Source organism: Mycobacterium sp. AT1 (assembly GCF_002043095.1).
Taxonomy (GTDB): Bacteria; Actinomycetota; Actinomycetes; order Mycobacteriales; family Mycobacteriaceae; genus Mycobacterium.
In genome coordinates this window covers 43743-62128 of sequence record NZ_MVOC01000007.1, presented here as the reverse complement: position 1 = coordinate 62128, position 18386 = coordinate 43743, and the positions used below count along the sequence as shown (strand labels likewise).

The following is an 18386-nucleotide window of genomic DNA, read 5'->3' as shown; positions in this document are numbered from 1 at the left end:
GGGACATGACTGCTGCATCGCCGCGCACCGACGGTTTGCTGTTCAACCCCCACCACTACGACGGGTCCGAATTCGACGCCGAGACGCGCCGCCTACTGCGCGCCACGATCGACTTCTTCGAGGGCCAGGGCAAGAAACGCATCCTCGACGACGACCTCAGGGCGCAGTGGCCCGCCGACTTCGTCGAGTTCGTCAAGCGGGAGAAGCTGTTTGCGACGTTCCTGACGCCGTCGGAGTTCGCAGACGGGAACCCCGACAAGCGGTGGGACGGCGCGCGCAACGCCGCCCTTGCCGAGATCCTCGGCTTCTACGGGCTGACCTACTGGTACACCGAGCAGGTCACCATCCTCGGTTTGGGACCGGTGTGGCAGAGCGAGAACAAGGACGCGAAGTTGCGGGCCGCCGACGACCTCGACGCGGGTGAGGTGATGGCGTTCGGTCTGTCCGAGCGCGAACACGGCGCCGACGTCTACAGCACCGACATGGTGCTGACCCCGGCCAGTGAGGAAGACGTCGCCAACGGCATCCTCTACCGGGCGTCGGGGGAGAAGTACTACATCGGCAACGGCAACGTCGCGAGCCTGGTGTCGGTGTTCGGCCGCCGAGGTGACGTCGAGGGCCAGGACGGGTACGTGTTCTTCGCCGCCGACAGCCGCCACGAGAACTACCACCTGGTCGACAACGTCGTGCACATGCAGATCTACGTCAGCACGTTCCGCCTCGAGAACTACCCGGTGCGCGCCGAGGACATCCTGCACACCGGGGTGGAGGCCTTCAGTGCCGCGCTCAACACCGTCAACGTCGGCAAGTTCAACCTGTGCTCCTCGTCGATCGGAATGTGCGAACACGCCTTCTACGAGGCGATCACCCACGCGCAGAACAGGATTCTGTACGGCAACCCCGTCACCGACTTCGGCCACGTGCGGGCCAACTTCGTCGACGCATACTCGCGGATGATCGCGATGAAGGCCTTCAGCCGGCGGGCGGTCGACTACTTCCGCAGCGCCAGCCTGGAAGACCGCCGCTACTTGCTGTTCAACCCGATGACGAAGGCGAAGGTCACGATGGAGGGGGAGACCGTCGTGCGGTCACTCCACGACGTCGTCGCCGCCAAGGGATACGAGAAGAACACCATGTTCCGCGAGGTTGCCCAGCTCATCGGGTGCCTGCCGCGGCTGGAGGGCACCGTGCACGTCAACGTGGGCCTGGTGCTGAAGTTCATGCCCAACTACATGCTCAATCCCCGTGCCTACCCGGAGATTCCGACGCGCAACGACGCTGCCGACGACACCTTCTTCTGGAACCAGGGTCCGACCCGTGGCGCGGGTGCCATCCAATTCGCCGACTGGACACCGGTATACGAGCAGCACCGGCACGTCCCCAACGTCGGCGTGTTCTACGAGCAGGCCAATGCCTTCCGGGACCTGTTGCTCACGGCCGCACCCGACGCCGATCAGGCCAAGGACCTCGACTTCATGCTCAACGTCGGACACCTCTTCTCGTTGATCGTCTACGGGCAGCTGATCCTCGAGCAGGCGGCGCTCACCGGTCTTGACGACGACACCGTCGACCAGATCTTCGGGTTCCAGGTCGACGACTTCAACTCCTACGCCATTGCGCTACAAGGAAAGCCGACGTCGACCCAGGCGCAGCAGGACTGGGCGCTGGGGGCCGTCCGCAAGCCGGCACCCGACGCGACGCGTTTCGGCCGCGTGTGGGAGCGGGTCAAGGCCTACGACGGCGCCTACGAAATGACGCCCTGACCGACCGTCAGTGGTGGGCGCGCTGCTGCTTCTCGATGACGACCGCCGCCAGCGGAATGCGCACCTCGGTGGGGGCGGCGGTCAGCCGTTCGGCGACACCGGCGCGCAGCTGGTCGACGAAGCCGCGGCGGCGGTCGACGGGAAGGGCGGCGGCGAGGGTCGGAAACGCGATGATCCTGAGGAAGGCCGCCCACCTCTGACCGAACTCCTTGGCGTTCTTGTCGATTCGATACTGCGCCCAGAATCTGTCCTCGCCGCCGAACACCTCGAGATGCTGGACCGTGAGCTTCTCGAACGTGCCAGACGGCGCAAAGGGTGAGAGGAAGTCTCGGGTGCGCCGCGCGGTGATCGGGATCGACATCGCCCTCGACTCGTCGGCCGTGAGCACCTTCCGCTCGACCAGGTCGGCGAGCGTTTCCGAGGTGGCGTCGAACAGTGGCCGGTAGCCGACGTCACCGTCCTCGTCGACCGCCATGGTCATGACCACCAGACGTCCGCCAGGGCTGAGCTCACGACCGCGGAACGCGACGAACTCGTGCCAGTCGCGGGCGGCCTGCCGCTCGTAGGCGGCACGCACCTCCCCATCGTGGCTGTGCGCCGCCAGCAGATGGTCGGGGACCGGCATGGGAGCGCGCGACAACCACTGGATCGACCACGCAGACCAGGCCAGGTTCACGCTGTTCGACGGCAGGATCTGGGAGTAGAACGAGCGACCGACCGCGGAGGCGAACGTCGACCTGTCCTTCTTCAGGTAGCTGTCGGGATCGTCGCTCAGGGTGCGGAAGAGCTCGGGGAAGTCGTTGTCGGGGATGTCGGTGTGGGTCACCAGGACCGAGTGCTCTGGCCGGGTCCGCTTGCGTAGCACCGCGATCGCCGCGCTGACGGGCAGAAGCGAATTGTGCCCGGTCGCCGCACCGTAGTCGGCGATTACGACGGGCCGCGGCGACCGCGGCAGGGGGACGATCGCGGCGGCGTCAGTGAAAAGAGTTGTCGCCCGGCGCAACCCGGCCGCCTGCAGTCGTGACGTGGCGGTGTAGGAGGCACTGGTCATCGGCTCGGGCCGCACCACCGCACTCGATTCGGGCATACCGTGAACGGTAACGCCTCTGCCGCTCCAGCGTGACAGACTGCGTGCCATGAAGAGCTCGACGGCGCCGCGCATCCTCACCGTGGTCGCCGTGTTGACGATGATCGCCGCCGGGATCGGGTTCGTCGTGACGCTGATCCTCAACGCCTTCGTCTTCGACGAGTACGACGCGTACGGCGAGGTTCCGATCCCCGGGTCGAGCAGCCTGGAGCTGCCCGCAGGCGAGGTGACGGTGACCTTCCACACGGTGCTCGTCGGGGCCAGCGGCAACGGGTTGCCAGTCCCTCCGCTGAACTACCGGATGACGGGGCCCGACGGCGCGGACCTGCAGCTCGTCGAGGACTACGGCGGCATGACGACGGTGAACAACGACGCGCGCGTTCGCATCGGGTATGTCCACGTCCCGACCGCGGGCACCTACGACGTCAAGTTGGACGGCAACGTCAGCGCCTACCTCAACCCGTCGATCGCCTTCGGCCATGGCAGCAACTACGGCCACCTGCCGTGGATTCTGGCGGCGATCTTCGGCTTCGCCGTCGTCGACCTGATCGTCGTGCGGGTGTGGGCGGCCAGGATGCGGCGACGTGATATGACGCAGGCGGAGTGGGCGGCGGACGACAATGTGCCGCCCCCGATTCGGGCGGTCCCCAGCTACGCGTCCTCTGAGGACGCCATTCGGGTGCAGACCCTGGAATCACTTGCCCGGCTCCGCGATTCGGGCGCGTTGACGCAGGACGAGTACGACGCCGAGAAGAAGCGGGTGCTGGACGGCCGCTAGTCGCCGGACGCGGAGAGGATCGGCCCGCACGCGCACTTCGTCATGCTCCGCGGCGTCGGCCACGTCCCGATGATCGACGATCCCGCACTGTGTGCGCGGACCATCGTCGACGCGACCGAGCGCGACGCCGACTAACTCCCGTTCTTGACCCACTCGTCGTAGTTGACGAGCTCGTCGCCGATCACCGTGGTGTCACCGTGGCCGGTGTAGACCACGGTGTCGGCGGGCAGCTTGCCGAGGCGCTCGGAGATCGACGCCAGGATGGTCGGGAAGTCCGAGTAGGACCGGCCCGTCGCACCGGGGCCGCCGCTGAAGAGGGTGTCGCCGCTGAATACCGCGCCGAGGTCGGGGGCGTACCAGCAGACCGAACCCGGCGAGTGACCCGGGGTGTGCAGCGCCCGCAGTTCCACGTCGCCGGCCCGCAGCACCAGGCCGTCCTCGACACCGCGAAAGTCCTCGTCGGGGTGCGTCATTCGCCACAACACGTCGTCGGCCGGGTGCAGCAGAACCGGGGCGTCGAGGGCCTTGCCGAGTTCCGGGGCGACGGTCACGTGGTCGTTGTGACCGTGGGTGCACACCACGGCGACCACGTTGCGGCCTGCGACGGCCTCGACGATGGGCTCGGCGCTGTGGGCGGCGTCGAAGACGACCACGTCCTTGTCGTCACCGACGATCCAGATGTTGTTGTCGACGTCCCAGCTGCCGCCGTCGAGTTCGAAGGTGCCGCTGGTGACCAGGCGTTGGATGTTGCCCACTAGAGGATCACCACCGAACGCAGGACCTCACCGGCGTGCATCTTGTGGAAGGCGTCCTCGATCCCGTCCAGACCGATGCGCTCGGAGACGAACTTCTCCAGGGGAAGACGGCCCTGGCGGTAGAGGCTGATCAGGGTGGGGAAGTCGCGCTCGGGCAGGCAGTCGCCGTACCAGGAGGACTTCAACGAGCCGCCGCGGGAGAAGAAGTCGACCAGTGGCATCTCCAGCGTCATGTCGGGCGTCGGAACGCCGACCAGGACGACGGTGCCCGCCAGGTCGCGGGCGTAGAACGCCTGCTTCCAGGTCTCCGGGCGACCCACCGCGTCGATGACGACGTCGGCACCGTTGCCGCCGGTCAGGTCCTGAATGGTCTCGACGACGTCGAATTCGCGGGCGTTGATCGTGTGGGTGGCGCCAAAGTCGCGCGCCCAGTTCAGCTTCTGCTCGTCCATGTCGACGGCGATGATCATCTTCGCCCCGACCAGGGCGGCCCCGGCGATCGCGGCATCGCCGACGCCGCCGCAGCCGATGACCGCGACGGTGTCGTCACGCTGCACGTTCGCGGTGTTGATCGCCGCGCCGATGCCGGCCATCACGCCGCAGCCGATCAGGCCGGCGACGGCGGGGTCGGCCTCGGGGTCGACCTTGGTGCACTGGCCTTCGTGGACGAGGGTCTTGTCGGCGAACGCGCCGATCCCCAGCGCGGGGGTGAGTTCGGTGCCGTCGGTCAGGGTCATCTTCTGGGCGGCGTTGTGGGTGTTGAAGCAGTACTGGGGGCGACCGCGCTTGCAGGCGCGGCACTGTCCGCACACCGCGCGCCAGTTGAGGACGACGAAGTCGCCGACCTCGACGTTGGTCACGCCCTCGCCGATCGACTCCACCGTGCCTGCGGCCTCGTGGCCCAGCAGGAAGGGGTACTCGTCGTTGATGCCGCCTTCGCGGTAGGTCAGGTCGGTGTGGCAGACCCCGCACGCGATGACGTCGACGACGACCTCGCCGGGACCCGGATCCGGGATGACGATGTCGACCAACTCGACAGGCTGCTTCTTGGACCGGGAAATGACACCGCGCACCGTCTGACTCATGGCCTACAACCTAGCCGCCGAGGTGCGATCCTTGGTCGGTGATCCCCGCTCTCTTTCTGTCCCACGGCGCACCGCCCCTCGTCGACGACGACATGTGGGTGTCGCAGCTGGTCGGGTGGTCCGCGGAGCTGCCGCGACCCGAGGCGATCCTGGTGGTGTCCGCCCACTGGGAGGCCGCCCCGCTGACCATCGGCTCCACCACCACCGAAACCCCACTGACATACGACTTCTGGGGCTTCCCGCAGCGCTACTACGACGTCACCTACGACGCGCCGGGTGCGCCCGAACTGGCCCGGCGCGTCGAGGCGATGATGCCCGACGGCGAGACCGTCGCCCACGACCCGAACCGTCGGCTCGACCACGGCGCCTACGTACCGCTCACGGTGATGTACCCGCAAGCCGACATCCCGGTGCTCCAGATGTCGATGCCGACGCTCGACCCGCTGCGACTGCTCGAACTCGGCGCGCGGCTGCGGCCCCTGCGCGAGGAAGGCGTTCTGATCATCGGGTCGGGGTTCACCACGCACGGCCTGCCGTACCTCACCGATCCGACCCCAAACGCCGCGGCGCCGGGATGGTCGCGGGAGTTCGACGCCTGGGCGGCCGAGCAGTTCGCCGCGGGCGACCTCGACGCGCTGCTCGACTTCCGCACCAAGGCGCCGGGGATGCCGTACGCACATCCGACCATCGAGCACTTCGCGCCGCTGTTCGTCGCACTCGGGGCGTCCCAGGATCCCGAACAGACTCCGACCCAGGTCGTCGACGGCTTCTGGATGGGTCTGGCGAAGAGGTCGGTCCAGCTCGTCTGATCGGTATGTTGAGCGACATCGACACTCAACTGCTGCCACAGCTCGCCGGTGACCAGATGTTCGTCACCGACGGCGGTCTCGAGACCGACCTGCTGTCCCACTACGGCGTCGACCTGCCGTACTTCGCGGCGTTTCCCCTCCTCGAGCACGCCGACACCCGCGAGGTGCTGCGCCGCTACTACGCGAGCTACCTCGACATCGCGCGGTCGCACCGGACCGGCTTCGTCGTCGAGTCGGCCACGTGGCGTGCCAACTCCGATTGGGCTGCCCGGCTTGGCATTTCACCAGATCGGCTCGACCGGCTCAACAGGCAGGCGATCGAACTCGCCGAAGAGGTACGCGCGACGGCAGCCGCCGAAGGGATCACCGCAGTGGTCAGCGGCTGCGTCGGGCCCCGCGAGGAGGCGATGACCGCGGCCGAGGCGCAGGACTACCACGCCCCGCAGATCGCGTCCTTCGCCGCGACCACCGCGGATCTGGTCACCGCGGTCACCATCAACGACGCCGCGGAGGCCGTCGGCATCGTCAAGGCCGCGGTAGCCGTCGACGTCCCCGCGGCCGTGTCGTTCACGGTGGAGACGGACGGGCGGCTCGCCACGGGACAGTCGCTGCGGGAGGCCGTCGAGCAAGTGGACGCCGACACCGGAGCCCGCGCGGTCTACTTCATGGTCAACTGCGCCCACCCGACTCATTTGGCGACGACCTTCGACGACGGTGACTGGCTGCGCCGGGTGGTCGGTCTGCGGCTGAACGCCTCGACACGGAGCCATGCCGAGCTGGACGAAGCCGAGGATCTCGACGAGGGCGATCCCGAGGACTTCGGCGAGGGACTCGCGGCGCTGCGCGAACGGCTGCCCGCGGCCACGGTGTTTGGTGGGTGCTGCGGCACGGACACCCGACACGTGGCGGCGATCTGGCGTCGACTGGCGCCGCACTAGGCTCCCTCGACATGTCAGCTCTCGAGGTCATCAGCGAATGGCCGGTCACCAACGCCGCGGCCGCCGTGGTTGGTCCGCACGGTGTTCTCGCGTCCCACGGAGACGTCGCCCGCGGGTTCGCCCTGGCATCGGTGACGAAGTTGCTCGTCGCCCGCGCGGCGCAGGTGGCGGTGGAGGAGGGCGCCGTCGACCTCGACACCCCGGCCGGCCCGCCCGGCTCGACCGTGCGGCATCTGCTCGCCCACACCTCCGGCCTGTCGATGCGGTCGCCCGACGTCATCGCCGAACCCGGCAAGCGCCGGATCTACTCGAACGCGGGCTTCGGCGTCCTCGCCGCGGCGCTGGAGCAGGCCACCGAGATCCCGTTCGACCGCTACCTCGGCGAGGCCGTCTTCGAGCCGCTCGGCATGGGCGCGTCGGCGCTGGTGGGTGGCGCGGAGGCCGCCGGGTTCGGGGGAGAGTCGTCGGTCGCCGATCTCGCGCTGTTCGCCGTCGACCTGCTGCGCCCGACGCTGGTCTCGGAGCAGATGCACGCCGACGCCGTCGCGGTGCAGTTTCCCGGTCTCGCGGGGGTGTTGCCCGGTTACGGCAGTCAGCGGCCGAACGACTGGGGGCTCGGTTTCGAGATTCGCGACGGCAAGTCGCCGCACTGGACCGGTTCGCTGAACAGCGTCGCGACGTTCGGGCACTTCGGCCAGTCGGGCACCTTCATCTGGGTCGATCCCGTCGCCGACCTGGCCCTGGTCGCACAGACGGACCGCGATTTCGGCGAGTGGGCGCACCCGCTGTGGCCGGCACTCTCTGATGGAGTGCTGAGAGAATTCGGGACACACTAGCGCAACACCCGCCTCACAGGGCACAATAGACACGCACGAAACAACTGCATCTTTTTGGCGCTCAGCAGGTCGTCGGGGAAGACGTCCCTATTGAGCCGAAGGAGCAGATGATGCGTGCGTCGAACCAGTTCGCCGACACGGCCACCGGTGTGGTGTACGTCCACGCCTCGCCCGCGGCGGTATGTCCACATGTGGAGTGGGCTCTTTCGTCGACCCTGTCGGCAAGGGCGAACCTCAAGTGGACACCGCAGCCCGCGATGCCTGGACAGCTCCGTGCCGTCACCAACTGGGTGGGTCCCGTAGGTACGGGAGCTGCCCTGGCCAATGCGCTGCGGTCATGGTCGGTGCTTCGTTTCGAAGTCACCGAGGACCCCAGTGAGGGAGTCGACGGCCACCGCTGGTGCCACACCCCGCAGCTTGGGCTGTGGAACGGTGTGATGAGTGCCAACGGTGACGTCATGGTCGGCGAGATGCGACTGCGCGGGCTGATGGCCTCCGGCGCCGACGCGATGGCCGCCGAGATGGACACCGTGCTCGGCACCGCATGGGACGAGGCGCTCGAAGAGTTCCGCGGCGGCGGCGACACGGGCGAAGTCACCTGGCTCAACCGCGGGGTCGGCTAGCCGCTCGCGTCGCGGCTCTCGCGGCGCGAGGCATAACTGGTGGCGGCCGCTGACGGCGTGTCGTCGCCACGGCTTATGTCTCGCGGGGAGGCTCACCCCGCTGGCCGCAAGATTCGCAGCGCGCCGGGTACCGCGGTCACCTCCACCGGCAGCGGGCAGACGAACTCACCGTCGGCGTAGGCGTTGATTCCCGTGCACTCGACGGTGATCGTCCTGGCCCTGGCCGTCCGCACCTGGTCGAGCTCTACGTGGGTGCCCTTGAACACCGTGGGAAACAGGCGGATCAGCTTGGCGCGCGACGCGGACTGCACCATCGTCACGTCGAGTTGGCCGTCGGAGTGGTCGGCGTCCGGGCAGATCAGCATGCCGCCGCCGTAGCTTCGGGTGTTGCCGAACGCCGCCAGCGTCAGGTCCGTCACCAACTCTTCGCCGTCGAAGGTCAGTCGGAACGGCAGCAGGCGCAGCTTCGAGATCTCGGCGACCATCGCAAGGTTGTAGCGCATCCGGCCGTGGGGCCACGTCATCCGGTTGGTGCGGTCGGTCACCAGCGAGTCGAACCCCGCCGCCATCACGGTGCCGAACCAGCGGACGGTGCCGTCGGCGCCCGTGATCCGGCCCAGGTCGACGGTCTCGGCCACCCCGTCGACGACGACGTCCGCCGCGGCCTCGGGCTTCCTGGTGGGGATGCCGAATTCGCGGGCATGGTCGTTGCCGGTGCCTGCCGGGATGATGCCGAGCGGAATGTCGTTCTGTGCCAGCGTCTGCAGCGCCAGCGAGACGATGCCGTCACCGCCCACCACGACGAGGGCGTCCATCCCGCGCTCCAGCGCACCCTCGACGAGGCGCCGCGCATGGTCGGCGTCCGTGCCCGCGATGGCCACCACGTCGACCCCGCGGCGATGGAACTGGGCGATCGCCCTTTCCGCCACGTGCGTCGCGCCGCCGTGTCCGGACGCCGGATTGGTCAGCACGGTGATGCGGCCGAGCGGCGCCTGGCTCACGGGATCAGCTTGCCAGGGTTGAGGATTCCGGCGGGGTCGAGCACCGCCTTCACGGCGCGCAGCACCTCGACGCCGAGATCGCCGATCTCGTCGCGCATCCACGGCCGGTGGTCGGCGCCGACGGCGTGGTGATGGGTGATGGTTCCGCCCGAGTCGACGATCGCCTGGGACGCCGCGGTCTTCGCCGTGCGCCACTGCTCGATCGGGTTGCCGCGCTGGCCAGCCACGACGGTGAAGTACAGCGAGGCGCCGGTCGGATACACGTGGGAAATGTGGCACAGCACCAACGCCGGGGTGCCGGTTTCGGCGAGCGAGGTCGTCAGGGCGTCGGTGACGGCGGCCTTCAGCGTGGCCAGGTTCGACCAGTTCGTCGCCGTCTCCAACGTCTCGCACAGCGCCCCGGCCGCCAGCAGCGAATCTCGCAGGTACGGCGCGCCGAACCTGCCGTGTTCCCACGCCTTCGCGGGCTCCTCGCCGAGGCTGGTGCCGCCGTGCGCGGCCAGCACCGCGCGGGTCTCTGCATGCCTGCTCTCGGTGTGGGCGGCCGTGCCCTCGAACGCGGTGATCGCCAAACACCCACCGGTGACGCTCTGTTCGCCGATGGTCTCGGTGGTGGCGAGGTTGACGCCGGTCTCGGCTTCGTCGGACAACCGGATGACGGTGGGGCCGGTGCCGTTCTGCACGACCGCGCGCAATGCCGCTGCGCCGGTGCCGAAGTCGGGGAACGACCACGCCTCGTAGCGGGTGGTCTCGGGGACGGGGTGCACCCTGACCCGCACCCTGGTGATGACTCCGAACACGCCCTCGGAGCCGACCATCAGCTGCCGAAGGTCCGGTCCGGCGGCGGATGCCGGCGCGCGGCCCAGGTCGAGCACGCCCGCGGGGGTCACCACGCGCAGGCCGCGGACCATGTCGTCGAACCGGCCGTATCCTGCCGAGTCCTGTCCCGACGACCGGGTCGCCGCGAAGCCGCCGATGGTGGCGAATTGAAAGCTCTGTGGGTAGTGGCCGAGGGAGAAGCCATGGGCGCCAAGCAGTTTCTCGGCATCGGGTCCGGTGACCCCGGCGCCGAGCTCGGCCTCACCGGACACCTCGTCGACGCCGTGCAACGCGTCGAGGCGACGCAGGTCCAGTGACACCACGGCCTTGAAGTCACCCCGGGCGGGATCGAGGCCGCCGACGACGCTGGTGCCACCCCCGAAGGGGACGACGGCGATGCTGCTCCTGGCGCAGTGCCGAAGGATCTTGGCGATCTCGTCCTCGTCGGCAGGCAACAGCACCGCGTCTGGCGCGTCCTGGACTCCGGTGCCGTTGCGGCGCAACAGGTCCAGGGTGGACTTACCGCCGGCGCGCAACAGTCTGGCGTAGTCGTCGGTGACGCAGTGCGTCTCGCCGACGACCGCCGACAATGCGTTGCGGTCGGCGTCCGAGAGTGCCGAGGGGCGCACGTGCACCTGGTCGGCCGCTGGCTCGGCGGCGGGGTCGGTCGTGATCCCGAGGGCCTGGACGAGAAGTGTGCGGATGCCGTCGGAGAGGGGTTTGGCCGCTGCCGGGTCGCCCCAGGCGTTCCACTTCATCGGAGGCGTTGACTGGTCGTGCGATCGGATCATGCGTTACAGTATTACAGATCATGTCAATCAGTAACGAGGATCGGCCCGCAACGGTCGAGGAGCGCATCCTCGACGCGGCCGCCGACTGCGTGCTGGCCTTCGGCGTCGACCGCGTGACCCTCGCCGAGATCGCCCGCCGCGCAGCCATCAGCAGACCCACGGTCTACCGCCGCCATCCCGACACCCGGTCGATCCTCGCCGCCCTGCTCACCGCGCGGATCACCCACGCCCTCGACGCCGCACCCAGCGCAGGCGTCGGACGCAAACCGCTCGTCGACCGCGTCGTCGGCGTCGCCCAGCTGGTGCGCCGCGACGACGTCGTCATGTCCGTCCTTCGGCAGGACCCCAACCTCGCGATGTCCTATCTCTCCGAGCGGCTCGGCACCAGCCAGCAGATGCTCCTCGACACCGTTGCCGGCGAGATCAAGTCCGCACAGGACGAGGGCAGCGTGCGGCCCGGCGACGTCAGGCAACTGGCCGTGATGTGCCTGCTGATCACTCAGTCGACGATTCTCGCGGCGCAGATGGTCGAGGCGATCCTGCCCGCCGACGACCTGGTCACCCAGCTGACCCTGGCCCTGAACGGATACCTCGCACCATGACGAGTCCTGCCCTCAACGCCGCCCGCCGCACCGCTGAGCTCAGCGCGCTCGGCGACACCGCCCAGGTCGACGTCGTCGTCATCGGCGGCGGCATCACCGGAACCGGCATCGCGCTGGACGCGGCCTCCCGCGGGCTGTCCGTCGTGTTGGCCGAAAAACACGACCTGGCCTTCGGGACCAGTCGGTGGAGTTCGAAACTGGTCCACGGCGGCCTGCGATACCTCGCGACCGGCAACGTGGGAATCGCTCGCCGCAGCGCCGCCGAACGTGGAATCCTGATGACGCGCAACGCTCCTCACCTCGTCACGGCGATGCCCCAGCTGGTCCCGCTGCTGCCGTCGATGAGCGGCGCCTCACGGGCGCTGGTCAGATTCGGCTTCGCCGCGGGCGACGGGCTGCGCAAGCTGGCGGGTACGCCCGCCTCGACCCTGCCGAGGTCTCGGCGAGTGGACGCGGCGCGAGCCGTCGACCTGGTGCCGACCGTGCGCCGTGACGGCCTCGACGGCGCCTTCCTGGCCTACGACGGGCAGCTGATCGACGACGCCCGGCTGGTCGTCGCGGTCGCCCGCACCGCCGCCCAGCACGGCGCACGCATCCTCACCCGGGTCGCCGCGTCGGACGCCACCGGCACGTCGGTGCGCCTGACCGACCAGCTCACCGGCGAGACCGTCGACGTGACTGCCCGCGCGGTGGTCAACGCCAGCGGGGTGTGGGCCGGCGACGTCGACCCGTCGATCAAGCTGCGTCCCAGCCGCGGCACGCACCTGGTGTTCGACGCTGCGGCGTTCGGCAATCCGACTGCGGCACTGACGGTTCCGATCCCCGGCGAGACCAACCGCTTCGTCTTCGCCATGCCAGAACAGCTCGGAAGGGTCTACCTCGGCCTGACCGACGAGGATGCCCCGGGGCCAATCCCCGACGTGCCAGAACCCACGGCCGCCGAGGTGTCGTTTCTGCTCGACACCGTGAACACCGCACTCGACGCCGCGCTGACGGCCGACGACGTGGTCGGCGCGTACGCCGGGTTGAGGCCGCTGATCGACACCGGCGCCGGCCGCACGGCCGACGTGTCGCGTGAGCACGCAGTGGTGGAATCGGCCAACGGGGTGCTCAGCGTGATCGGCGGCAAGCTCACCGAGTACCGCTACATGGCCCAAGACGTGTTGGACCGCGCGGTGGCGTTGCGCGGACTGCCCGCGGGCCCGTGCCGCACGGGCAATCTGCCGTTGGTCGGTGCGCCCGCCAACCCGGTGTCGACGCTGCGGGCATCGCTCGAGCTGCCGTCGTCGCTGTTCGCGCGTTACGGCGCCGAGGCGCCCAACGTCGTCACGCAAGCCACTTGCGACCGACCCGGCGAGGCGGTGGCCGACGGAATCGACGTCATCCGAGCGGAATTCGAGTACGCCGTCACCCAGGAGGGGGCACTGTCGGTCGACGACGTCCTCGACCGCCGCACCCGCATCGGGCTGGTGGCCGCGGACCGGGCCAGGGCCGTCGACGCTGCCGAGGAGTTCCTCGCCGAACTGCGATGAGTTTCGCCGCCGCGGCGTGTCTCAACGACCATGAGACGACTGATCACGAACACGTTCCTGACCCTCGACGGCGTCATGCAAGCCCCCGGCGGACCCGATGAGGACGACGACGGGGGATTCGACCTGGGTGGCTGGTCGGTGAACTTCTGGGACGAGCACATGAACCAGACCATGGGAGAGACCATGGGGGTGCCCTTCGACCTGGTGTTGGGCCGACGCACTTACGACATCTTCGCCGCGCACTGGCCGCGCGCCACCGATGAGGACGGCGCCAAACCCCTCAACGAGGCCACCAAGTACGTCGCCTCGCGACAGCGCCCCGCCTTGGAATGGCACAACTCGGTGCTGCTCGACGACGACGTGCCGACGGCGATCGCCGCGCTCAAGGACACCGACGGACCCGAATTGCAGGTGCACGGCAGCGCCGACCTGCTTCAGACGCTGATCCGCCACGACCTGATCGACGAATACCGGCTGTGGATCTTCCCGGTGCTCGTCGGCACCGGCAAACGGCTGTTCGCCGACGGCGTCGTACCCGCCAGCCTCGAGCTGGTGACGAGCTCGGTCTCAACGACCGGTGTGGTGATCGGCACCTACCGTCCGGCAGGTGCCGTCACCATCGGTTCGTTTGCGCTGGACTGACTTACAGCGGGATGTTCTTGTGGCGACCGCGACGTGCGGGAGCCTCGGCCAGCGCCTGGGTGAGCACGCTGCGGGTGTGCGGCGGGTCGATCTTCGCGTCGACGACACCGATCTCGATGGCGCTGTCCACGCCGCCCGCGATCCGCTCGTGCTCGGCCGCCAGCTGCTCGTGCAGGGCCTCGCGGTCCTCGGGCGCGGCGGCGGCAAGCGCGCGCTTGTGCAGGATGCCGACGGCGGGCTTGGCACCCATGACGGCGACCTCGGCGTTCGGCCACGCGAAGACCTTCGTCGCGCCGAGCGAACGCGAGTTCATCGCGATGTAGGCGCCGCCGTAGATCTTTCGCGTCACCAGCGTGACGCGCGGAACGGTGGCCTCACCGAACGCGTGCAGCAGTTTCGCGCCGCGGCGGACGACGCCGCCCCACTCCTGGTCGACGCCGGGCAGGTAGCCGGGCACGTCGACGATGACGACGATCGGGATGCCGAACGCGTCGCACAGGCGAACGAATCGAGCTGCCTTCTCGGCACTTTCGGAGTTCAGGCAGCCGCCGAGACGCAGCGGGTTGTTGGCGAGCACGCCGACGCTGCGGCCGGCCAGTCGGCCGAGGCCGACCACCATCGACGGCGCCCACTTGGACTGGAACTCGTCGAACGGGGCGTCCTCGTCGAGCAGCGCCGAGATGAGCGGGTGCACGTCGTAGGCGCGACGGGCCGAATCCGGCAGCAGCGCACGCAGGTCGGAGTCGCCCGCCTCGGCCTTGGTGCGGTCGAAATGTCCCTGCTGGCAGAACAATCCGATCAACCGGCGGCCACGCTCGTAGGAGTCGGCCTCGTCGTCGGCGACGATGTGGCAGACGCCCGACTTCTTGTGGTGGGTGTCCGGTCCACCGAGGGACGCCATGTCGACGTCCTCACCGGTGACGCTGCGAACGATGTCGGGTCCGGTGACGAAGACGCGGCCCTCGGGCGCCATGATGACGACGTCGGTGAGCGCAGGCCCGTAAGCCGCTCCGCCGGCGGCGAATCCGACGACGATGGAGATCTGCGGAATGTAACCCGACGCCCGGATCATGGCCTCGAAGACCAGACCGACGGCGTGCAGGGCCTTGACGCCCTCGGCCAGACGCGCGCCACCGGAGTGCCAGATGCCGACGATCGGGCTCTGCTCCTCGATGGCGGCGTCGTAGGCGTTGACGATGTGGGCGCAGCCCTCGACGCCCATGGCGCCGCCCATCACGGTGCCGTCGGTGCAGAATGCGATGGCACGCACGCCGTTGACCGTGCCGGACGCCGCCAGCACCCCCGAGCGGTCGCGCTCGTGGAGGAGTTCCACCGTGCCGTCGTCGAAGAACGTACGCAGGCGGAGCAGGGGGTCACGCGGGTCTAGGGACTCGTCTACCGTCTCGGGCGCCATCGTCGTCATCTCTAATCTCCTGTATCTCAGTACTTCCCGAAGGCGATCGCGACGTTGTGTCCGCCGAATCCGAATGAGTTGTTGATTGCGTACTCGTAATTGCCGCGGCGTGGTTCGCCGGCGACCACGTCGAGATCGATCTCTGGATCGAGGTGGTCCAGGTTGAGCGTTGGTGGGACGACGCCGTCCCGCAATGCCAGCACCGTGAGGATCGACTCCACCGCGCCGGTGGCGCCGACGGAGTGGCCGAGCGCCGACTTCGGTGCGTAGACCGCAGGCCGGTTGCTGCCCAGCGCGTTGTTGATGGCCTTGCCCTCGGCGACGTCGCCGACCTGCGTGCCGGTCGCATGGGCGTTGACGTGGTCGATGTCGCCCGGCTGGAGGCCGGCGAGCTGGATGGCCCGCGTGATGGCCTGTCCGGCCCGGTCGCCGGTCGGGTCGGGGGCGACGATGTGGTAGCCGTCGGAGGTGATCCCGGCGCCCATCAGCCGCGCGATGATGTTGGCGCCGCGTGCCTTGGCGTGCTCTTCGGTCTCGATGATCATCAATCCGGCGCCCTCGCCGAAGACGAAGCCGTTGCGATTCTGGTCGAACGGCTTGCAGGCCCCGGCGGGGTCGTCGTTGGTGGTGGACAACACGATTCGCATCTGGGCGAACCCCGCTATCGGAACCGCTTCGATCCTGGTTTCGACACCGCCGCAGATGGCGATGTCGGCCTCACCGAGGACGATGCTGCGCCATGCGTTGGCGATTCCCTCGCTGCCGGAGGCACACGCCGACACCGGAGTGATGACGCCTGCCTTGGCGTGCCGGTCGAGGGCGACCGCGGCGGCGGGGGAGTTGACCACGTACTTCTGTACGGCCATCGGGGAGACGGCAGAGATGCCCTTCTCCTGCATGTCGTCGTAGGCGTAGAGCAGCTCCTCGGTGCTGCCCATGCCGGTCCCGATCGAGACCATCAGACGCTTGGTGTCGACGTTCGGCGAGCCCGCGTCCTCCCAGGCGCGCCGTCCCACGACGGTCGACATCTTCTGGAGATAGGAGAGTCGACCCAGTTCGTCTGGCGTCAGCTCACTCTCGAAGTCCTCGAGCAAGTGACCACCGATGCGAACAGGAAGGTCGTACAGGTCGACGAAGTAGTCGTCGAGTGTGCGAATGCCACTTTCGCCGTCCTGCAGACGCTTCCACGTGCCCTCGGTGTCGGTCGCCAATGCGGTCGTCATCGCACATCCGGTGACGACCACATTGGGGAGACCGCTCCCCGTGGCTAGACGGGTCAACTCTGCCAATCCTCTCCGTGCCCAGGGTGCTTAATAGCGCCCAAAGGCCAGGGCGACATTGTGTCCACCAAACCCGAACGAGTTGTTGATGGCGTACTGGTAGTCACCGTATCGAGGCTCACCCGCGACGACATCGAGATCGATCTCGGGGTCGGGCGTCTCGTAGTTGAGCGTCGGCGGGATGACGCCGTCGCGCAACGCCAGCACCGTCAGGATCGACTCCAGGGCGCCGACGGCACCGATGGAGTGGCCAAGTGCCGACTTCGGGGCGTACACCGCGGCGTGTTCCACACCGGCGGACCGGATGGCGTTCGCCTCGGCGACGTCGCCGATCGAGGTCGACGTGGCGTGCGCGTTGACGTGGTCGACGTCCTTGGGGGACAAGCCCGCCGTCTCGATCGCCCGCTTCATCGCGTGGCCGGCCCGGAGGCCGTCTGGCGCAGGAGCCACCATGTGGAAGGCGTCCGACGAGATGCCGGCGCCCATCAGCCGGGCCAGCGGCTTGGCGCCGCGTGCCAGGGCGTGCTCCTCGGTCTCGATGATCATCATCGCGCCCGCCTCGCCGAAGACGAAGCCGTCGCGATTCTTGTCGAACGGTCGAGACGCACCCTCGGGGTCGTCGTTCCTGGTGGACATCGCCCGCATCATCGAGAACGCCGCGATCGGCAGCGCCTCGATCATGCCTTCGACGCCACCGCAGACGGCGAAGTCCGCGTCACCCATCACGATCTGGCGCCATGCGTGAGCGATGGCCTCCGAACCGGACGAGCATGCCGAGACCGGCGTGATGACGCCGGCGCGGGCCCCAAGTTCGAGGCCCACCACCGCGGCCGCACCGTTGGGCATGACCATCTGGACGGCGAGGGGGGACACCTTGCGGGGGCCACCCTCGTTCATCGCGTCGTACATTTCGACGATCTTCTCGCCGCCACCGAGTCCGGTGCCGATCACGACCGAGAAACGGTCGGGATCGACCTCGGGCCTACCGGCGTTTTCCCACAACTGATTGCCGACGTACTTGGACATCCGCTGGACATACGACATGCGTCGGTGTTCCAGTCGGGACATCAGGGGATCGAGGGGCTCCGCGAGGTGCCCGCCGATCTTGACCTGGAGATCCCACTTGCCGACGAAGTCGTCGTCAAGCACGCGGATGCCGCTCTCGCCCGCCAGCAGACCCTTCCACGTGCTCTCGATGTCCGGAGCGAGCGCAGTGGTCGCCGTGACGGCGGTCACGACGACGCTAGGGAAGGACCCGTTAGCAGTGGAAGGGCGGGTCACGAAGTGAACTTGTCGCGCAGTGCGGCGGCAGCCTCGGGGTTCTCTTCCTCGAGCTTCTGGATGTAGGCGACGACGTCACCCACGGTGCGGAGACCGGCGAGGTCCTCGTCCGGGATCTTCACGCCGTACTTGTCTTCGGTCTGAACGGCGATCTCGACCATCGACAGCGAGTCGATGTCCAGGTCGTCGACGAAGGACTTCTCGGGGGTGACCTCAGACGGCTCGATGCCGGTGACCTCTTCGATGATCTCTGCGAGACCCGAGATGATTTCCTGCTGGCTGGCGCCCACTATGGCTCCTTCTATTCTGTGTTTCTCGGTGGGTCGACACCCCCTGCTGGAGTGCCGACA

18 protein-coding genes are annotated in these 18386 nt (G+C 68.3%); 9 read left to right on the top strand and 9 right to left on the bottom strand.

Annotation, left to right across the window (positions count from 1 at the left end):
- Positions 1-5 precede the first annotated feature (5 nt).
- Positions 6-1763 (top strand): acyl-CoA dehydrogenase family protein, encoded by a 1758-nt coding sequence (locus B1790_RS03460; protein WP_079921810.1) that lies wholly within the window; start codon positions 6-8, stop codon positions 1761-1763.
- Positions 1764-1770: 7 nt separating this feature from the next.
- Here B1790_RS03460 and B1790_RS03455 read toward each other — a convergent pair whose 3' ends face one another.
- Positions 1771-2850 (bottom strand): SAM-dependent methyltransferase, encoded by a 1080-nt coding sequence (locus B1790_RS03455; RefSeq protein ID WP_079921809.1) that lies wholly within the window; start codon positions 2848-2850, stop codon positions 1771-1773.
- A 49-nt stretch (positions 2851-2899) separates the two neighbouring features.
- On the opposite strand from B1790_RS03455, the gene B1790_RS03450 reads away from it, so the two are divergent.
- Positions 2900-3628, top strand: a complete 729-nt coding sequence (locus tag B1790_RS03450; protein ID WP_079921808.1) for an SHOCT domain-containing protein — start codon at positions 2900-2902, stop codon at positions 3626-3628.
- 131 nt (positions 3629-3759) lie between these two features.
- Here B1790_RS03450 and B1790_RS03445 read toward each other — a convergent pair whose 3' ends face one another.
- Both B1790_RS03445 and B1790_RS03440 read right to left on the bottom strand, forming a co-directional pair.
- Entirely contained in the window at positions 3760-4383 is a 624-nt protein-coding gene (locus tag B1790_RS03445; protein WP_079921807.1) for an MBL fold metallo-hydrolase, read from the bottom strand.
- Positions 4383-5468 carry an S-(hydroxymethyl)mycothiol dehydrogenase gene (locus B1790_RS03440; protein WP_056554142.1) on the bottom strand — a complete coding sequence of 362 codons (1086 nt, stop codon included), beginning with the start codon at positions 5466-5468 and terminating at the stop codon, positions 4383-4385. The genes B1790_RS03445 and B1790_RS03440 overlap by 1 nt, the downstream gene beginning before the upstream one ends.
- A gap of 92 nt (positions 5469-5560) precedes the next feature.
- Here B1790_RS03440 and B1790_RS03435 point away from each other — a divergent pair, with 92 nt between their 5' ends.
- The 4 genes from B1790_RS03435 to B1790_RS03420 all read left to right on the top strand — a co-directional run bounded on the left by B1790_RS03435 (position 5561) and on the right by B1790_RS03420 (position 8674).
- Positions 5561-6277: a dioxygenase gene (locus B1790_RS03435; protein ID WP_079921879.1), complete on the top strand. Its 717-nt coding sequence runs from the start codon at positions 5561-5563 to the stop codon at positions 6275-6277.
- Between the two features lie 5 nt (positions 6278-6282).
- A complete protein-coding gene (locus tag B1790_RS03430) occupies positions 6283-7215 on the top strand; it encodes a homocysteine S-methyltransferase family protein (RefSeq protein ID WP_079921806.1) in 933 nt (310 codons plus the stop codon).
- Positions 7216-7226: 11 nt separating this feature from the next.
- Complete coding sequence (locus tag B1790_RS03425) at positions 7227-8051, top strand: serine hydrolase (protein WP_079921805.1); 825 nt, start codon at positions 7227-7229, stop codon at positions 8049-8051.
- Positions 8052-8161: 110 nt separating this feature from the next.
- Complete coding sequence (locus B1790_RS03420; protein WP_056555382.1) at positions 8162-8674, top strand: DUF3145 domain-containing protein; 513 nt, start codon at positions 8162-8164, stop codon at positions 8672-8674.
- A gap of 92 nt (positions 8675-8766) precedes the next feature.
- Here B1790_RS03420 and B1790_RS03415 read toward each other — a convergent pair whose 3' ends face one another.
- Both B1790_RS03415 and B1790_RS03410 read right to left on the bottom strand, forming a co-directional pair.
- Entirely contained in the window at positions 8767-9675 is a 909-nt protein-coding gene (locus B1790_RS03415; RefSeq protein ID WP_079921804.1) for a diacylglycerol kinase, read from the bottom strand.
- Entirely contained in the window at positions 9672-11252 is a 1581-nt protein-coding gene (locus B1790_RS03410) for an FAD-binding oxidoreductase (RefSeq protein WP_079921878.1), read from the bottom strand. The genes B1790_RS03415 and B1790_RS03410 overlap by 4 nt, the downstream gene beginning before the upstream one ends.
- Positions 11253-11302: 50 nt before the next feature.
- Here B1790_RS03410 and B1790_RS03405 point away from each other — a divergent pair, with 50 nt between their 5' ends.
- The 3 genes from B1790_RS03405 to B1790_RS03395 are packed head-to-tail and all read left to right on the top strand — an operon-like array spanning position 11303 to position 14061.
- Positions 11303-11887, top strand: a complete 585-nt coding sequence (locus tag B1790_RS03405) for a TetR/AcrR family transcriptional regulator (RefSeq protein WP_142271015.1) — start codon at positions 11303-11305, stop codon at positions 11885-11887.
- Positions 11884-13419: a glycerol-3-phosphate dehydrogenase/oxidase gene (locus B1790_RS03400; protein ID WP_079921802.1), complete on the top strand. Its 1536-nt coding sequence runs from the start codon at positions 11884-11886 to the stop codon at positions 13417-13419. The genes B1790_RS03405 and B1790_RS03400 overlap by 4 nt, the downstream gene beginning before the upstream one ends.
- 30 nt (positions 13420-13449) lie before the next feature.
- Complete coding sequence (locus B1790_RS03395) at positions 13450-14061, top strand: dihydrofolate reductase family protein (protein ID WP_079921801.1); 612 nt, start codon at positions 13450-13452, stop codon at positions 14059-14061.
- A gap of 1 nt (position 14062) precedes the next feature.
- Here B1790_RS03395 and B1790_RS03390 read toward each other — a convergent pair whose 3' ends face one another.
- Genes B1790_RS03390 through acpM form a run of 4 tightly spaced genes read right to left on the bottom strand, consistent with a single transcriptional unit; the run spans position 14063 to position 18326 of the window.
- Positions 14063-15484: an acyl-CoA carboxylase subunit beta gene (locus B1790_RS03390; protein ID WP_079921800.1), complete on the bottom strand. Its 1422-nt coding sequence runs from the start codon at positions 15482-15484 to the stop codon at positions 14063-14065.
- Positions 15485-15501: 17 nt separating this feature from the next.
- Complete coding sequence (kasB, locus tag B1790_RS03385) at positions 15502-16764, bottom strand: 3-oxoacyl-ACP synthase KasB (RefSeq protein WP_079921799.1); 1263 nt, start codon at positions 16762-16764, stop codon at positions 15502-15504.
- Positions 16765-16785: 21 nt separating this feature from the next.
- Positions 16786-18036, bottom strand: coding sequence for a 3-oxoacyl-ACP synthase KasA (gene kasA / locus B1790_RS03380; protein ID WP_079921798.1), 1251 nt, complete (start codon positions 18034-18036; stop codon positions 16786-16788).
- Positions 18033-18326, bottom strand: coding sequence for a meromycolate extension acyl carrier protein AcpM (acpM, locus tag B1790_RS03375; RefSeq protein WP_056554110.1), 294 nt, complete (start codon positions 18324-18326; stop codon positions 18033-18035). The genes kasA and acpM overlap by 4 nt, the downstream gene beginning before the upstream one ends.
- Positions 18327-18386: the final 60 nt, after the last annotated feature.

What these genes read in the sequence shown, in the direction of transcription:
- B1790_RS03420 (WP_056555382.1), top strand. Translation starts at nt 8,162, where the DNA reads ATGCGTGCGTCGAACCAGTTCGCCGACACGGCCACCGGTGTGGTGTAC.
- B1790_RS03400 (WP_079921802.1), top strand. Translation starts at nt 11,884, where the DNA reads ATGACGAGTCCTGCCCTCAACGCCGCCCGCCGCACCGCTGAGCTCAGC.
- B1790_RS03435 (WP_079921879.1), top strand. Translation starts at nt 5,561, where the DNA reads ATGTGGGTGTCGCAGCTGGTCGGGTGGTCCGCGGAGCTGCCGCGACCC.
- B1790_RS03395 (WP_079921801.1), top strand. Translation starts at nt 13,450, where the DNA reads ATGAGACGACTGATCACGAACACGTTCCTGACCCTCGACGGCGTCATG.
- B1790_RS03460 (WP_079921810.1), top strand. Translation starts at nt 6, where the DNA reads ATGACTGCTGCATCGCCGCGCACCGACGGTTTGCTGTTCAACCCCCAC.
- B1790_RS03440 (WP_056554142.1), bottom strand. Translation starts at nt 5,468, where the DNA reads ATGAGTCAGACGGTGCGCGGTGTCATTTCCCGGTCCAAGAAGCAGCCT.
- B1790_RS03450 (WP_079921808.1), top strand. Translation starts at nt 2,900, where the DNA reads ATGAAGAGCTCGACGGCGCCGCGCATCCTCACCGTGGTCGCCGTGTTG.
- B1790_RS03455 (WP_079921809.1), bottom strand. Translation starts at nt 2,850, where the DNA reads ATGCCCGAATCGAGTGCGGTGGTGCGGCCCGAGCCGATGACCAGTGCC.
- B1790_RS03425 (WP_079921805.1), top strand. Translation starts at nt 7,227, where the DNA reads ATGTCAGCTCTCGAGGTCATCAGCGAATGGCCGGTCACCAACGCCGCG.
- B1790_RS03430 (WP_079921806.1), top strand. Translation starts at nt 6,283, where the DNA reads ATGTTGAGCGACATCGACACTCAACTGCTGCCACAGCTCGCCGGTGAC.
- B1790_RS03390 (WP_079921800.1), bottom strand. Translation starts at nt 15,484, where the DNA reads ATGACGACGATGGCGCCCGAGACGGTAGACGAGTCCCTAGACCCGCGT.
- B1790_RS03410 (WP_079921878.1), bottom strand. Translation starts at nt 11,252, where the DNA reads ATGAAGTGGAACGCCTGGGGCGACCCGGCAGCGGCCAAACCCCTCTCC.